This is a genomic window from Nostoc sp. (genome assembly GCF_036917275.1).
In the GTDB taxonomy this organism is placed as follows: Bacteria; Cyanobacteriota; Cyanobacteriia; order Cyanobacteriales; family Nostocaceae; genus Nostoc.
On record NZ_JBALDF010000076.1, the window covers coordinates 39,623 to 55,635 of the forward strand.

General features: G+C 42.1%; 13 protein-coding genes. 4 read left to right on the forward strand and 9 right to left on the reverse strand.

Annotation, left to right across the window (positions count from 1 at the left end; all coding sequences use genetic code 11):
- Window positions 1-170 precede the first annotated feature (170 nt).
- Window positions 171-2,813 carry an alanine--tRNA ligase gene (alaS, locus tag V7K35_RS29405; RefSeq protein ID WP_335083992.1) on the reverse strand — a complete coding sequence of 881 codons (2,643 nt, stop codon included), beginning with the start codon at window positions 2,811-2,813 and terminating at the stop codon, window positions 171-173.
- A 251-nt stretch (window positions 2,814-3,064) separates the two neighbouring features.
- Between alaS and V7K35_RS29410 the strand changes: the two genes are divergently transcribed.
- Both V7K35_RS29410 and V7K35_RS29415 read left to right on the forward strand, forming a co-directional pair.
- Entirely contained in the window at window positions 3,065-3,265 is a 201-nt protein-coding gene (locus V7K35_RS29410) for a heavy-metal-associated domain-containing protein (RefSeq protein ID WP_335083994.1), read from the forward strand.
- Between the two features lie 875 nt (window positions 3,266-4,140).
- Entirely contained in the window at window positions 4,141-5,184 is a 1,044-nt protein-coding gene (locus V7K35_RS29415; protein ID WP_335083996.1) for a GGDEF domain-containing protein, read from the forward strand.
- A gap of 5 nt (window positions 5,185-5,189) precedes the next feature.
- Here the strand turns inward: V7K35_RS29415 and V7K35_RS29420 are convergent, their stop codons facing one another.
- Window positions 5,190-5,813 carry an ATP-dependent Zn protease gene (locus tag V7K35_RS29420; protein ID WP_335084044.1) on the reverse strand — a complete coding sequence of 208 codons (624 nt, stop codon included), beginning with the start codon at window positions 5,811-5,813 and terminating at the stop codon, window positions 5,190-5,192.
- A gap of 305 nt (window positions 5,814-6,118) precedes the next feature.
- Here V7K35_RS29420 and V7K35_RS29425 point away from each other — a divergent pair, with 305 nt between their 5' ends.
- Window positions 6,119-6,475, forward strand: a complete 357-nt coding sequence (locus tag V7K35_RS29425) for a hypothetical protein (RefSeq protein WP_335083998.1) — start codon at window positions 6,119-6,121, stop codon at window positions 6,473-6,475.
- A gap of 203 nt (window positions 6,476-6,678) precedes the next feature.
- Here the strand turns inward: V7K35_RS29425 and V7K35_RS29430 are convergent, their stop codons facing one another.
- The 6 genes from V7K35_RS29430 to V7K35_RS29460 form a co-directional block, all read right to left on the reverse strand.
- Complete coding sequence (locus tag V7K35_RS29430) at window positions 6,679-7,524, reverse strand: GNAT family N-acetyltransferase (protein WP_335084000.1); 846 nt, start codon at window positions 7,522-7,524, stop codon at window positions 6,679-6,681.
- A 427-nt stretch (window positions 7,525-7,951) separates the two neighbouring features.
- Window positions 7,952-8,806, reverse strand: a complete 855-nt coding sequence (gene purU / locus V7K35_RS29440; RefSeq protein WP_335084002.1) for a formyltetrahydrofolate deformylase — start codon at window positions 8,804-8,806, stop codon at window positions 7,952-7,954.
- Between the two features lie 157 nt (window positions 8,807-8,963).
- Entirely contained in the window at window positions 8,964-9,587 is a 624-nt protein-coding gene (locus V7K35_RS29445; protein WP_335084004.1) for a DUF4340 domain-containing protein, read from the reverse strand.
- Window positions 9,588-9,678: 91 nt separating this feature from the next.
- The gene (locus tag V7K35_RS29450; RefSeq protein ID WP_335084006.1) at window positions 9,679-11,349 is read right to left on the reverse strand and encodes a GldG family protein; all 1,671 of its coding nucleotides are present in this window, start codon (window positions 11,347-11,349) and stop codon (window positions 9,679-9,681) included.
- Window positions 11,350-11,476: 127 nt separating this feature from the next.
- The gene (locus tag V7K35_RS29455; RefSeq protein ID WP_335084008.1) at window positions 11,477-12,289 is read right to left on the reverse strand and encodes an ABC transporter permease; all 813 of its coding nucleotides are present in this window, start codon (window positions 12,287-12,289) and stop codon (window positions 11,477-11,479) included.
- Entirely contained in the window at window positions 12,290-13,294 is a 1,005-nt protein-coding gene (locus V7K35_RS29460; protein WP_335084011.1) for an ABC transporter ATP-binding protein, read from the reverse strand.
- Between the two features lie 568 nt (window positions 13,295-13,862).
- Between V7K35_RS29460 and V7K35_RS29465 the strand changes: the two genes are divergently transcribed.
- A complete protein-coding gene (locus tag V7K35_RS29465; RefSeq protein WP_335084013.1) occupies window positions 13,863-14,042 on the forward strand; it encodes a hypothetical protein in 180 nt (59 codons plus the stop codon).
- A 162-nt stretch (window positions 14,043-14,204) separates the two neighbouring features.
- Here the strand turns inward: V7K35_RS29465 and V7K35_RS29470 are convergent, their stop codons facing one another.
- Window positions 14,205-15,941: a diflavin flavoprotein gene (locus tag V7K35_RS29470; RefSeq protein WP_335084015.1), complete on the reverse strand. Its 1,737-nt coding sequence runs from the start codon at window positions 15,939-15,941 to the stop codon at window positions 14,205-14,207.
- Between the last annotated feature and the right edge of the window lie 72 nt (window positions 15,942-16,013).

Genomic DNA, 16,013 nt, shown 5'->3' on the forward strand with positions numbered 1-16,013 from the left:
GTCCCTTAGACGCATAAACTAGTTATAGATAGCAGTCGTTATCCTACACTTGCGATCGCTATTTTCATTTTATGTCTAATAGCGCTTCTGGGTTGAGTTCAATATAGACCTAACAAGAATAGCCCCTTCCTTTGCAAGAAGGGGAGTAATTCTTAAAGTGAGGAAGATGGTTAACCCAACGCGGACTTTAACTCACTTTCTGCTTGTTCCAACGCTTCTGGTAATTTACTCGCATCGCGTCCGCCTGCTTGGGCTAAGTTCGGTCTTCCACCGCCACCGCCACCGCAGATTTTAGCGATCGCACCTACAAATTTACCAGCTTGCAAACCTTTTTTGTTCACTTCTTGACTAAAAGCTGCAACTATGCTAATTTTACCAGCTTCAGGAACAGAACCCAGCACCACTGCACCATTACCAATTTTTTGCAGCAAGCGTTCGGCTGCGGTTTTCAATGATTCTGGATCAACGTCTTCTAATTGGGCGACGATGATTTTAGAATCGCCTACAGTTTCGGCTGTCTGCAACAAGCTATCAGATTTTGCGATCGCTAACTGTACCTTCAAGGTTTCCAGTTCCTTTTGGCTATTTCTGAGTTCGCTTTGCAGACTTGTGATTCTGTCTGGTAATTCTTCGGGTTTAACTTTAAAGCGATCGCTCAAATCTTTAACTACTTTATCCCGAAGGTTGAGATAATCAAGGATTGCCGGTCCCGAAACAGCTTCAATGCGCCGCACCCCAGAAGCTACGCCAGCTTCTGAGATAATCTTGAACACACCAATTTCAGCAGTGTTACTCACATGGGTTCCACCGCACAGTTCCATTGATACGCTAGGGAAGTCAATCACCCGCACTTCCTCGCCGTATTTTTCGCCGAACATAGCAACAGCACCCCTAGCTTTCGCTTCTGCTAAAGGTAATACTTCCACTTTTGCAGCATGTGCTTCAGCAATCCAAGTGTTCACCTGTTCCTCAACTTGTTGCACTTCCTCTGCTGTCAACGCGCGGGGACAGTTGAAGTCAAAGCGCAACCTGTCAAAGGAAACTAGAGAACCAGCTTGAGATATGCTATCATCAACAATTTTCTTCAACGCCGCTTGCAACAGGTGCGTTGCGGTATGGTTAGCTTGGGCGCGACGCCGACAAGCTGGATCAATTTGGGCTGTAACATGCTCACCGACGCGCAGTGTACCGCGTTCAATGCGTCCAAAGTGAACAAAGAAATCAGATTCTTTCTTCATATCTTCCACCCGGACTAAAATACCATCACCAGAGATATAACCGCGATCGCCGATTTGTCCCCCGGATTCAGCATAAAATGGCGTTTTGTCAAGGACAATTTGCACCTGTGTTCCCGCTTCTGCTTCCTCTTGGGAAACACCTTCTACTAATATCGCTTCGACTTTCGCAGTCGCCGCAGGTTGGGTATAGCCTAAGAACTCCGTGGCTTGGATGTTTTCTGCTAATTTGTCGAGGGAACCTTGTACAGTTAAATCGATAGTTTCATGTGCTGCTTTGGCACGTTCCACCTGCTTTTGCATTTCGATATTAAATCCGGCTTCATCGACTGTCAGATGATTTTCCTCGGCAATTTCTTGAGTAAGTTCCAGAGGAAATCCGTAGGTGTCATAGAGGGAAAATGCGCTTTCACCGCTAATTTGAGTGTTCCTTTGCTGTTTCACCTCTTGGATGATTTCTTCTAGGAGTTTTTCGCCTCTATCCAGAGTTATGAGGAAATTGGATTCTTCCCGTTGCAGTTCAGCTTTGATTGCTGCTTCCCGTTGGCGCACATTGGGGTAAGCTGATTCTGAAAGAGCGATCGCAGTTTCGGCAACTTGGGTAGTAAATTCCCCAGAAATCCCAATTAATCGGCCATGACGCACCACGCGCCGAATTAATCGCCGCAGCACATAACCCCGTCCCACGTTGGAAGCGCGAATTTCATCGGCGATCATGTGGACAACAGAACGAACGTGATCACCAATGACTTTTAGAGAAACTTTGGTTTTTTCATCACTTTTGTGGTAATCAACACCAGCAATTTGGGCGGCTGTTTGGATAATTGGGAAAATTAGATCAGTTTCGTAGTTATTGGGCACTTTTTGGAGGATTTGCGCCATTCTCTCCAAACCCATGCCAGTGTCGATGTTTTTGTTTTGCAGCGGCGTTAAATTGCCGGAAGCATCCCGGTTATATTGCATGAAGACGAGGTTGTAAAACTCGATGAACCGGGAATCGTCTTCTAAATCTATATTTTCGTCACCGCGTTCGGGGTGGAAGTCGTAATATATTTCTGAACAAGGCCCACAAGGTCCAGTCGGCCCAGATACCCAAAAGTTATCATTTTCGCCCAGGCGTTTAATTCTCGCTATCGGCACACCGATTTGATCCCGCCAAATTCCAAAAGCTTCATCATCATCTTCAAAAACGCTGACGACGAGATTTTGGGGGGAAAAGCCAAAAACTTGTGTAGAGATTTCCCAACCCCAAGCGATCGCTTGTTCTTTAAAATAATCACCGAAGCTGAAATTGCCCAGCATCTCAAAAAACGTGTGATGCCGTTTGGTGCGTCCGACGTTTTCGATGTCGTTGGTACGGATACACTTTTGCGAAGTCGTAGCCCGTTTAAATTCTGGTGTGCGCTGCCCCAAGAATATTGGCTTAAATGGTAGCATCCCCGCGATCGTCAGCAGCACGGTTGGGTCTTCTGGCACGAGGGAGGCACTTGGGAGAATTTGGTGTTTCCGTTGGGCAAAGAAGTCGAGGAATATGTTGCGAATTTCGTTACCGCTTAGGTACTGAGGATTTGAAGACATGGGTGTTTTTAACTTTAGACTTTAGACTTGGGCGTAGCGGCACTAGGTAGGTGTATTTTCATAAATAGCTTTATATATTCTTGCATTTTGTTTCATATTAGTGCTAGCGAATTGTACCAGTCGATAGGCTATATACAGTTATTGTGATGCTTTTATACCACTACATTACTTTAGTAGGATGCAGGAGCGCATTTTGGTCGTTAAGATTAGTCCTTAAGAAATGATTTAAAATTTCCATATGGAGGTAGCAAATGGCACTAAAACTAAAGGTATCAAATATTGCTTGTGAGGGATGTGCAGAAACAATTACTGAATCCATCCACGTTATGGAACCTGAAGCCAAGGTGGATGTTGATGTTAATGCTAAGACTGTCACGGTAGAGTCCGCAGCTTCTGAGGAGTCAATCAAACAGGTAATTGTTGCTGCTGGTTACGATGTTGAAGGTTATTGATCTGATTCTAGCTTTTCACAAAAGTTTAGATTTTAATATCTTAGTCCACCTAACAAAATTTTCTTATATTTTTCCGCCCTTTCTCCAGGCGGAATCAAACTAATATTCCCACATTAGGGGCAAATTTTGACATGGAGTTTTTTATTTAGCTTTGTTTTATAGATTTATGATGTTGGGGCAAATTCAAAAAAGATGTGAATTAAGTTGACAAACAAACACAGATCAAGGTTAAGCTGAGACATTTTGTTTCTTCTAACACATTGTGATACTTGGGTTCAGACCTTACTTAAATTGTCAATTTTTATCTGTAAGGATGTTAGTCCCACAAGGCTACCTACCTTAGTAAAAGTGAGTTTTGCTGACTATTTGATTCGCGTTTTTTTTGCAATTCAATCTTTACCTTGATGCTTGATAAAAGCCGATTCATTAAAGAAAAAGGCTGAAGTGTTCTATGGGTAATAATCTTTTTAATTCGATGAGAAAATATTGGCTTTTATAATTTATTTTTCTCTCTAGGAAGAAAAGTTCTGGGCTAATGTGACAGTTATTACAAACTATTTATTTTGGTAATTACCTTAGGAAAATAACACTTAAGAAATTACTGTAAGGGTTTTTAGACATGTAAATAATATTCAGTAATTTTACTGATTTAAAAATATTCTGTAAAGAAGACATTAGTTGTCAGAAGTGAAGCTTTTAGAAAGTCTAGTAATAAATGTCAAGTCTTAAGAGGATATTGAACTTGGAAAGTTATTGTGAATTTAGTATCCAAAAAACGAGATATCAAGAAACATAACTCAGTTAAAAATATCATATTTAGTATTAAGCAACAATCACAGCAAGTTTTACTAAGTTAATCTCTTGAAAATTTAAATATGATAAAAAATAAAGCAAGGAATATTTCTATTCTGGTCTTTGGAAAGAATAATTTTATCGCTACACTTCCAGATCAGATCCGTTATGCGACTGGTTTTAGTGTAGAAGTTATAGACAATCTTAATCAGGCAGTGTCGCAAATTCAAATGACGCCCCCCGATATAATATTTGTGCAGGCTAGCCTAGATGGCAGTATGAAACTGTGCAGTTGGTTGAAAAAGCAGACAAAACTATCCTGGATATACTGTATTCTGTTTGAGGATCGTCTTCAACAGCTTACTGACAGAAATAAGTATGGTTGGCAAAGGGAATTAGAGATGAGTGCTGCGGCATTAAAGCAAGGAGCCGATGCTTATATTTGGTATCTTATTGAAGAAAAAACAGACTATACCTTAGCAGAGTTGACCGCTAACCATGGCCTAATACTTGCTCAATTAACTGTTGGCTTGCGGAAAGCGCAAAAATACCAAGATTTGATTCGGACAAATGATATTTTATCAGCGATCGCCTTAGCCGATTCCTTGACAGAATTAAAAAATCGTCGCGCTTTAGCATGGGACTTACCCAAAGAAATTAAAACAGCTAGGACTCAAAAAACTTCCCTGAGTTTGATTATTCTGGATATAGATCATTTCAAGAAAGTTAACGATACTCACGGGCATTTAGTAGGCGATCGCGTCTTGCAGTTGCTGTGTCAGCGTCTACAACATAATCTGCGCTCTCAAGATACAGCATTCCGCTATGGTGGCGAAGAATTTGTGATTCTTCTGGCTAACACTACCGACGACGAAGCACTATCAGTAGCCCGTCGTCTCAATCGCTTAGTCAGCGACAAACCATTTGCACTCAGTAATAAACTGACAATTAATATCACCATTAGTCTGGGCACAGCCTGTCTGCAAGCTGAGGATGATGATAAAGGAGAGAGTCTGCTGTATCGTGCTGATCAATGTCTGTTACAGGCTAAAACTGCTGGGCGTAATCGGGTTATTAACTCGAACTACATACCTCATGTCTCACGTTTGAAAGCTGTTTCTTCGTGAACTATCTACTCTCCATTTCCTACTTTTAACTCAACATGACAATCTTCTACCGAAATGCGTTGTCGCATGGCATTAACTAAAGCCTCGTAGCTAGACCAATTTTCTTGCAGTAGGGTTTTTGCCTGGAGGGTATGAAACCGGAGTTTCTGCTGATAAACTGATTCAGGAAATCCCAAAATTGTCAATACTCCTATCAGCTTATTCTTATCATCAGATCCACCCTCAGCATTATTAAAAATTAGAGTTTCAGCAGCAATACCCGCCATCCAAACAGTGCAATAGCGGTCTAGCATTTGGGCACTGATTTTACCTACTTTTAGTTGAGATGCTAATTCGTCATCATCAAAGCTAACGCCGCCTTGCCCAGATTGCCCCTGTTTCCAAGCTTCCCAAGCGCTGAGTGTGTAGCCGGTAACGGGAATACCTAATAGGTAAGCAACCAAAAAATGCCCTGCTTCGTGGTGGACGATGCGATCGCGGTGTTCACTTGAAAAACCAGCAATCCAATCTAAAAAGATAGTACCACCTTTACCTTGCAAGCTAAAATTATCTAATGTAGCTATGCCTAAGATGGTGAAGGTAGCAAGTGCCGGTACTGCTGGCGATAAGTTTAAGAATGGCCCCAGCAGTACCTATAGGGTCATGAGAAAGATAGATATTGCAACTAAATTTAGACTAGTCTGGCTCATTGAGAGTTTTCTGAGAATCTGCTTAATCTTTCTTCATTATGAGGCGATCGGACACCTTGTGTATCAAGTGTCTTTACAAATCCCTTGAAGACCTAATTTCCCGCACTGGCATTTGACTAGAAGTGAATTTTATTAGCAATATGCTCGTGGTTTTGAGTTGATAAATCGGTTATCACATTTAAAAGCAGTCTGGCTGATCATGAGGCTAGATTAGCAACAATTCGTGGCAAAATCATTTTGATTGGATGCGATCGCTTCCTTCATCAGATTTAAAACTTTTAAGTAGCGCTGATTTTAATAGTCCAGAGACTCACTACTCCACAATCAATTTAGCAGAACAGCCAGAACAATTAGTATATGAGAGTTTAACCGAAAAGTCTCATTTCTATTCGCTTCGTGACCAGTTGCTATTTATCTTTAAGCCTGAACTGCGTCGAGAGTACGAATTTTATATTAGTGAACAAGCTGGAATTACTGGTTATAAAACATTAGTTACATCTAATTTACAACAGGCATCAGACTTAACTGTTGCTAATCTTTATTACTACTTTCACATCAGAGATAAATCGAAAGATGAGACAGAGGTAGTTTCAGCTAACTAAAACGCCTACGGCAATTCTTGAAATAACTATTTTTTAAAGTCTGCGTAGGCGGACTTTATTTGTTGCTAGCTGCGATCGGATCACTTGTTAAGAACTGACTTCTTAAAAGTCATCAAGTTTGACCCACACAAACTAACAGAAAAACTCAGGCGCTTACTAGTGGGATTGTATATTAGGGGTGTAAACACGTTGTTTGTCCGTCTCTAACCTAGTTCCAAACTTGTCACAGCAAAAATACGATAAATAGGTAAACTAGGAATTTCTTTATTGTACATCCGAGCAGTTTGAGAGACTGGCTGCAATTGGTAACGTTGAACTAGGTCAATCGCTTGTAGATTTGCATCCGGCACATCCAAAAATACTGGAGCATGAGGATTTTGTGCAAGCAAGGCTTGAAATAATGCTTCAGCAATCTGTTCGTCATTAGCAAACAGTGGCCCAATCCTAAAACCTGTATGGGCAGACCGCATAACTCCGTAACCAACAAGATATCCATTTTTGATAAACCCTAAGGCAGTACTTTCTGGCTGTTCAATCCAATGTCGCAGAAACAGCGATCGCTTAGAAGGAAAAAGTTGGCGATCGTAAGCCACCAACTCTTCAAAAGGCACTGTTTTCAGTTCCACGATCCCAGCAGGCACAACACCGCCACCCACCCCTTCATAACGAATATGGTTATAAGCGATTTGGAAACCAGACTTTTTGTAGTTATCTTGTTGAGCTAATGCACCATCCAAACCGATGTTACGGTCAGCACCTAGATAGTCCATTGCTGTCTTCCAAATTTTTATACCCAACCCCTGCCCACGAAACTGGGGTTTCACAATGTAAAAACTTAGAAAGCCGAAGTGTACATCGTAAGCAACAGCAGAAATGCACCCTACCGGCTCACCATTCAACTCGCCCAATAAAAAACCGCTCTCGTCAGTTTGATAAATAAATTCAGCATCATATCTTCCTGGATTCCAACCTTCGGTTGCTGCCCAAGCAATCGCCAAATGCATTTCCGATCTTTTCATTAGGCGGACGATGAAATTGTCAGTAGTCATAATATCTTCTTACTACTAATACAGCACGGCGTAAATAAGCAGACCATTGAAAAGCATTAAAAAGCTTATTTTATAATACTTTTGACTTCGGCCTTGCGGTACTAGGCTGTTAACTATTTAACTTCGCTTTCGCAAACTGAGTAATAACTGTTAATATTTTTATACAGTGTAGCGTTGATAGCAGTGAACCTACACCAGACACTGAAACTCAGAAAAGAAGTAGAGCAAATGAGGCTGGAAGTCAAAAACGGTTTTATTGACTTGAAACAAGCCTTAAAAGACTAAGGGGTAGAAATTAGAAAAATAATCGAATAAGTAATCAAAGATATCAAATTTGAACAACATTGTACAGCTTTAGTGAGGGATATGGAGTGTTTATCCTGGCGATGAATCGCTTCCGTTCAGGAATGCAATTGCAAGATTTCAGCTACTCAAATACTACTGTCCTATTACCATATACTAATATACGATTTTGCAGGTGCGATCGCACCGCTCTTGCTAATACAACTCGCTCCAAATCTTTGCCTTTTCTCACCAAATCATCAACTTCATCACGGTGACTAACTCGCACCACATCCTGTTCAATAATCGGGCCTGCATCTAAATCAGCAGTGGCATAATGCGCCGTTGCCCCAATAATTTTTACCCCACGTTCAAAAGCTCGGTGATAGGGATTGGCTCCGATAAAAGCTGGTAAAAATGAATGATGTATATTAATAATTTGTGGAAATTTATTAATAAAATCTGCACTAACAATCTGCATATATTTTGCCAATACAACTAAATCTATTCTGTACTGGCGGAGTAATTCTAATTGTTGGGCTTCTTGTTCTGATTTATTGTCTTTAGTGATGGAAACGGACTGAAAGTCGATATTAAATTGTTCTGCCACTACCTTTAAATTAGAATGGTTACTAATAATTAAAGGAATTTCAGCCACAAATTCTTTAGCACGTTGTCGCCAAATTAAGTCAAATAGACAATGGTCTTGCCGACTTACCCAAATAGCAATGCGTGGTACAGTATCAGAAAAACGTATTTCCCACTTAGCGTTTAAAGGTTGAGCAATTGCATTAAATGCAGGGGCAATAAATTCTCGCGGTAAATTAAACCCCTCTAGCTGCCATTCAATGCGCGTAAGGAATAACCCAGCAGCAAAGTCTGTATGCTGATCTGCATGGATAATATTGCCACCATTAGAATAGATGAAGTTGGCAAATTTTGCCACCAGTCCCCGTTGATCGGGGCAGGAAATCAGCAATGTTGCTGTCGGGCTTGTCATAGTAACTTAGAAAAACTATTAATATTTGAAGTCAACTTAACATTAAATCGGCACTTAGAAACCACGTCTACACAAGCAAAACCCACCTCCGTGGGTTTCAAACCCTCAATTTTTCCTTAGTCCGCAGAGGCAGACTTCGCCTGTGTAGCCGCTATGCTCATTTACCATTTGTCGGAGTTGGTAAAGGGGTGCTGAATCCAGGTAGTTTCTGACTATTATCTACAGGTTGCTGCCACTCTGATAGGTCCCGATTCACAGCATTTGCAAAATCTGTAGATACTAACAACACATTTATATTCCCATCGGGTTTAGCAGCAGAGTCAGCTTGAGCATATAAGAAACGTCCGTTAAAGTTAGATTTACCTAAAATCAATTGATGGCTTTGTCGGTTTTTCAGGGTGATATTGATAGTGGCTTGGGGTTTATCTAGAGCAAATTCTCCAAGCTCTTTTACTGGAGTTGATAAAGTGCGCTCGCTCTTACCTTTGACCAACAAATCCATCAAATAAGAAACAATAGCATCATTTGCTGATCCCGATATCGGAGATTTGATTAACCACTTGGCATTACTAGATTCAGAGCTACGTTCCAGATTCAAGGTGAGTTTTTTTGTCTTAACTGTTAGAGACTGCACATCATCTTCTGCAAAAGAGAAAATTTGCTGCTTTTGCTCGTTGATTTCTTCTCGCACAGTCGCTTTGCGAAATTCATAGAGGTAAACAAAACCACCTAAACCCAGCGCTAGCAGTATCAAAATTAAAGTCGTTCGCGGCAATTTCATTTTTTAATCATTGGGCATTGAGCATTGGTGAAGAGTTAATATTTATAACTTCTAACTCCTAACAGACACGATTAATCGCGTCTCTCCTTTCTTACCTTCGTTTCCACCAAATAATAACTGCGATCGCAAACCCAATTAAGGGTAAAACCAACAGAGATGACAATATTAAAAGATTGGCTTGTGTGGTTGTCAAGGTTATCCGACGGTTTTTCGGTTCTTTGGGGCGAATGGAAAGGGGTTGCTTTTCCTGTTGACTCAGCCAAGTAACTGAGTTGAGGAATACATCTCCATTTAATTGCTGTTGAAACAAGCCATCAGTGGCGAAATTGGAATTTCCTAAAACTACTAACCGTGACTCAGTGGCTGTTTGAGATGAGGGAGCGGGGGAAGGGGGGGGAGGGGAGGCAGGGGAGGCAGAGGGAGTGGGGGAAGCTTTGCTTTGATTGGTTGGTGATGGTAGGGGTGAAGGTGTCGGTGCAGCTTGGGGAGTGGAAGCAGATTTAGCTGCTTTTCTTGTTAAGGCTACGCCCAAGGTTAGAGGCCCTTTTAGGTCTTTATCTGCATTAAATTCCAATTTTTCGCTTTGGAGGTCGCTTTCTGCCCAGCTTTTGGGATATGGTTTGGTTCGCAGCAGTGGAGTAGCCTCAACACCAGGCACAGGGCTAATTACCAAGGGTCGCGCAATCGGATAAAAGGAATTCCCGTTACGGAAATCTTTGGTAATCGGATGTTGTCCGTATTCTGTGACTAAGGGCGTAGCAGGACCAAGTCCCACGACACTTTCGCCAGAGACATCGACTGCTAAACGATTATCCAGACGAACACCCCACTCTTGTAGCAAGCTATCAACTTTGGGATCGGTATTAGGATCAATCATCAGCAGTAAGTTACCGCCGCGATTAAGATACTCTTGTAAAGCTTTGACTTCGCCTTCAAATAGCCCTCGCTTGGGACCAGCCACGATCACGACAGCAGCATCTTCAGGAACTTTAGAAGTTTCTCCTAAATTCAGGGGTGATGTTGTGAAATTTTTGTCGCCTAATCCCTGAATTGCTTGTGATATTGCACCTTTACCAGGCGAAAGTTGGCGTTCGCCATGACCTTGGAGTAAGTAAACTTTGGCTGTAGTTGAATTTGTTAGTTGTTGCAGGCGACTAGTTAATCTGACTTCCGACAGACGTTCATTTTCATTTACTGTTTGCACTAATTGCCGCTTATCCCCAGATTCTAAATAAACTTCCCCATAATCTTTAACGCCAAACTTTTCTGCAAGTCCTGGTCTAGCTTGGGGGTCGATATACTCATATTTAAATTTTGAGCTTTGCCGCTGATAATTTTCTAGTAATTCTCGGTCTTGGGGATTCTGATTAATATCAAACACCCACACCTTAACTGGCTGTGGTAAAACCCTCACCAATTCCCGTGACTGGGGCGCAAGAGTAAATAATTGAGTTTCTGTTAAATCTGCCCGCAAGTGGTAGCGAGTTCCCAAAAAGTTAATCAATCCCAAAATTGCCAACACTGCTAGAGTTGCTACTAAAGCATTAGTCCCAGCTTGCGTAGAACGACGCCTCCACCAGTTACTCTGGTAGCTTTGCCATATTATCCCCAATCCACTAATGACAATTCCCGCAATCAGAAATGCTAATGGAATTAATCCCCACTGTTGAGAGACTAACCCAACTGTTAAGCCGACAGTAATTAGGAACGGGCCAAACCAAAACAGATATTTCCACAGTTTCTTTTTTGCAACTATCTTCATATTCTTAAACTGAAGTGAGGAGTTAGGAGTTATAAGTTAAAACTCATAACTTCTAACTTTTAAAGCCTCGACTTTGCTCGGCTTTAACCTTGAGCGAAGCCGAAGGGTTAACTCATAACTTATATGATTACTGCCTTTGAAAGCGCAGTGCATCAATTGATTGAGCTGTGAGAAAGATGCCCAAAAAAATGTAACTGGCGAATAAAATCAAAGCGCTGGTATCAAAAATGCCTTGAATTAAGGTGTTGTAATGTTTCAGCAACGAGAGATAACTTAAGGCTTCACCCACCGGGCCAGGGACAATTTTAGCGATTAAATCAATCAATAACAACAATAAAACTGCTGCAAATGTGAGAACAGCAGACAGAATTGTACTGTCTGTTAAGGAGGAAATAAACATTCCTAAAGATAAAATTGCCCCTGCTAGTAAGATTAATCCAAAATGACCCAGCAACGGAATTGAGAGCGCCATTGGTGGATTTGATCCGCTGATAGCGATCGCTTCAAACAGTAACATAGGTGCAATTATCGTGATGAAAAATGTTAACACGCCTAATAACTTACCTACAGCTACCGCCCAATTGGTGATTGGTGACGTGGCTAACAGTTCTAAAGTGCCCCGCTTACGTTCTTCGGCATAGAGTCCCATTGAGAAAATTGGCAGGATAAACAGCAATAGCCACTCCATACGCTCCAAAAATACCTTGACAAATTCGTAGGGGACATCTATCGGCGGTACTGGCACTCCTAGTTGTTGCCCTTGCGAATCTATTGCCGCGACTCCTACCAATATGCCATCTGGCCCTAGCAAAATCATCACGAAGAATAACCCCGCGAGCAACCAAAATATGCCTGCGATCGCATAAGCTAAAGGCGATACAAAATAACTCTGTAACTCTCGGCGATAAATGGCAATAATATTACTCAGTACTATACCCATTTACGCTGCCTCTCCTTCGTTGTCTGCTAAGTCTACCTCAGTATCGAAATTCTTTTCTTCTGTGGTCAGTTGCAAGAACACATCTTCTAAAGTGGCGTTAACACGCCGCAGTTCATGTAAACCGAATCCTGCACGCACTAATGTTGTGACAATATCCTTTCCTGGTTCTTTTCCTGGTTGCGATATCACCCGCAGGTAAGCGCGATTTGTCTGGGGTTGATGACCGTGTATTCCCGTCGCAATTGATTCTATCAAACTTACACCCGCGACATTTTGCAATACTTGTTTGGCTAAGGCAGCTTCTCCTTCTATCTCTAATTCATATCCCGAACCACCTGTCAACTGAGTCATCAGGTTTTCTGGTGTATTAGTTGCCACAACTTTGCCTTGATTGATGATGGCTACACGGCTACAAGTCATGCTAACTTCTGGCAGAATGTGCGTGGAAAGAATAATTGTGTGAGTTCCAGCGAGGCTTTTAATTAAATTCCGCACCTCAATTATTTGTCGAGGATCGAGTCCGACAGTGGGTTCATCGAGAATGATCGCTGGTGGATCGTGGACGATCGCTTGAGCGATTCCTACCCTTTGGCGATATCCTTTAGAAAGTTTGCGAATAATTACCCGCCGCTTATCTTCTAAATTGCAGCGTTTTATAGCGGCTATTACTTTATTGGTGCGATCGCCTGCTGGAACTCCCTTAATTCGGGCGACAAAATGCAAAAATCCCTCCACCGTCATTTCTGGATATAACGGTGGTGTTTCCGGTAAATAACCAATTCGTTGGCGCACAGCTAGGGAATTTTCATGGACATCATAACCTGCAATCCTGGCATTACCATTCGTTGCCGGTAAATAACCAGCCAGAATCCGCATGGTTGTGGTTTTACCAGCGCCATTGGGGCCCAGAAGCCCTAAAATCTCCCCTGGCTCGACGCTAAAAGTGACATCACTAATTGCTGGGGTGGAACCGTATATTTTACTTAGATGCTCAACTTCAATCATCGGTATCAAGCGATCGTAATTTATAGGATACCCAACAATATTAGATCACGATATTCAGCATGGGGGATTGGCACTAAGATTCGTTGGCAATGGGTATTCCTGAAAAACTTAACTACTAAGCAAGCTTCGGTACTAGGGAAAGGTGAAAAATAAAACCCTCTCTCCTCTTAAGAGGTTACGGTGTACACACAAGTCTGAAGTAGTTTACGAATCTGGTTTTTACCCCACCCTAACCCTCCCCTTTATAAGGGGAGGGAACTGGATTTCCGGCTTCCCCCCGTATGTATTGGGGAGGGAACTGGATTTCCGGCTTCCCCCCGATGTATTGGGGAGGGAACTAGATTTCCGGCTTCCCCCCGATGTATTGGGGAGGGAACTGGATTTCCGGCTTCCCCCCGTATGTATTGGGGAGGGAACTGGATTTCCGGCTTCCCCCCTTTAACAAGGGGGGATTGAGGGGGGTAATTTAACTTGTGTGTACACCGTAGTCTTAAGAGGAGAGAGGAATGGAAGTGAGGTTTTGCAGATTCCGTGATAAAGTCTAGCATTGTCAATTGAAACAATCGCATTGTCAATTGAAACAATCGCATTGTCAGTTGAAACAATCGCATTGTCAGTCGAAACAATCGCATTGTCAGTTGAAACAATCGCATTGTCAGTTGAAACAATCGCATTGTCAATTGAAACAATCGGATTGTCAGTCGAAACAATCGCATTGTCAGTCGAAACAATCGCATTGCAACTCTAAAAGACTTGTGTGTACCTGACTTTTCACGTTATGTAGGAAAGCCCACTAAAAACCTAACCCCCTAACCCCCAACTCGTCGCGGGAAGGGGGAAAATCAAAGTCTCTCTCCTTTTAGGAGAGAGAAATAGAAGTGAGGTTTTCTATATACCGTGAAAAGGCAGGCTAATAATAGCTGCCAGATTTCCGATGCTCTAAAGCAGTGACACCATCATTTTCCAATACTTCACCGTGATCGATGACGGCATAAATTAACCATCTATCGCCACATTCAAGCTGATTTTGCACCGTACATTCTAAATAGGCTAATGCCTCATTTAGAATCAAACAACCATTAAGAGCAGTTTGTGTGGCAAGATTTGCAAAGGGATTATCTCCTAAAGTGCTATGACGAGAAAAATATCGTCGGACATTTCTTCCTTCTTTGAGGATATTCAGCACAAATTTATCACCAGGATGATGCATTAAATCTGCATTTTGCTTTTGAGCGATCGCAATCATAATTCCTGGCGGGTTAAAAGTTGCCTGAGATATCCAAGAAGTTAAAACCCCTTTGTGGGTTTCTTCATCACGAGTTGTCACAACACACAGAGAACCAACGATCCGCCCCACCGCTTGTTCGGTACGATCTACATGAGTTTCTGTCACAACTTGACGGGAAGTCCGCAGTTTTTTAGTTTTCTTCAAGTTTTGGGCAAAGGAAGCACCCGCTTCTTGACACTGCTGAAGAATTTCAGGAGTAGGGCTAAAACGTACCCGAATTGTTTCAAACCCTAGTTGATAATTTGCATCACTGAGCTTGCTTTCTAGTAAATCTATTGCTTCGCCACTCCAACCGTAGGAACCAAATACCCCTGCTAACTTAGTTTTAGCCGCCACCGAGAGGACGATTCCTAAAGCAGTTTGAATTTGAGTCGGTGCATGGCCGCCTAATGTGGGTGAGCCGATAATCAAGCCATCACAAGTTTCTACAATGCGGTTAATCTCCGCAGAATCGGCTAGTTCACAGTTGATTGATTCTACATTAATTGCATTTTGAATCAATCCTTGAGCGATCGCATTCGCTAAAGTTGCTGTATTACCATAAGCAGAAGCATAGAGCAAAGCAACACTCAACTCCTGAGATTTTTGTCCTTGACACCATTGACGATAATCATAAGTAAAACGACTCAGGCTGTAACGGACAACCGGGCCGTGTGCTGGGGCATAACATCTGGCTCCCAAAACTGACAATTTATCTAAGGCTACTTCAACTTGTTTGGCTTGGGGTGCATGAAGACATTCAAAATAGTAACGACGTTCTGCATCTAATCCCTTCCAATCTTCATCAAACAAAGTATCTTCGCAAATATGAGCGCCAAAAAGTTTATCTGTATAGAGAATTTTTGTGGCGGAATCATAGGTACAAAGTCCATCCGCCCACCGGGGAGTTGGTACGGTGATAAATGATAGAAGATGTCCTTGTCCTAAATCTAGAGTATCTTGCGATCGCATCGCTTGAATAGGTGATTCAAATTCGGGAAAGGCAGTTTTTAGAGCATTGGCGGCGGGACGAGAACAAATGAGAGTGGCTTGAGGAACCAGAGAGAGCAATACTTGCAAGGTTGCTCTGCGGTTCGGGTTGACATGACTGAGAATAATGTAATCGAGGGAGATAAAATCTAGATGTTGTGCTAGTTGCTCAAGGTAAATTTCGGTAAAGGATTCGCCGGGAGGGTCAATTAAAGCTTTTTTATCAGCTTGAATCAGATAAGAATTCGCTGTAGTTCCCCGTTGGCGGGAATACTCCACCTCAAATTTTAATCTGTCCCAAGTCCGCGATCGCAGAATCAAAGTATTTTTACCAATTTCAGCAACTTGTACATCTCTGCTATGGTTGGACGTTAATGTGACAGCAGACATAATAACCTCTCTTATGGGGATTGGGGATTGGGGATCGGGGATTGGGGATGGATGAATAATTAATAGTTCTTT

Bases quoted from the DNA above. Each gene is read 5' to 3' on its own strand.
- V7K35_RS29410 (WP_335083994.1), top strand. From the start codon at position 3,065: ATGGCACTAAAACTAAAGGTATCAAATATTGCTTGTGAGGGATGTGCA.
- V7K35_RS29445 (WP_335084004.1), bottom strand. From the start codon at position 9,587: ATGAAATTGCCGCGAACGACTTTAATTTTGATACTGCTAGCGCTGGGT.
- V7K35_RS29455 (WP_335084008.1), bottom strand. From the start codon at position 12,289: ATGGGTATAGTACTGAGTAATATTATTGCCATTTATCGCCGAGAGTTA.
- V7K35_RS29425 (WP_335083998.1), top strand. From the start codon at position 6,119: ATGCGATCGCTTCCTTCATCAGATTTAAAACTTTTAAGTAGCGCTGAT.
- V7K35_RS29460 (WP_335084011.1), bottom strand. From the start codon at position 13,294: ATGATTGAAGTTGAGCATCTAAGTAAAATATACGGTTCCACCCCAGCA.
- V7K35_RS29430 (WP_335084000.1), bottom strand. From the start codon at position 7,524: ATGACTACTGACAATTTCATCGTCCGCCTAATGAAAAGATCGGAAATG.
- V7K35_RS29470 (WP_335084015.1), bottom strand. From the start codon at position 15,941: ATGTCTGCTGTCACATTAACGTCCAACCATAGCAGAGATGTACAAGTT.
- alaS (WP_335083992.1), bottom strand. From the start codon at position 2,813: ATGTCTTCAAATCCTCAGTACCTAAGCGGTAACGAAATTCGCAACATA.
- purU (WP_335084002.1), bottom strand. From the start codon at position 8,806: ATGACAAGCCCGACAGCAACATTGCTGATTTCCTGCCCCGATCAACGG.
- V7K35_RS29415 (WP_335083996.1), top strand. From the start codon at position 4,141: ATGATAAAAAATAAAGCAAGGAATATTTCTATTCTGGTCTTTGGAAAG.
- V7K35_RS29450 (WP_335084006.1), bottom strand. From the start codon at position 11,349: ATGAAGATAGTTGCAAAAAAGAAACTGTGGAAATATCTGTTTTGGTTT.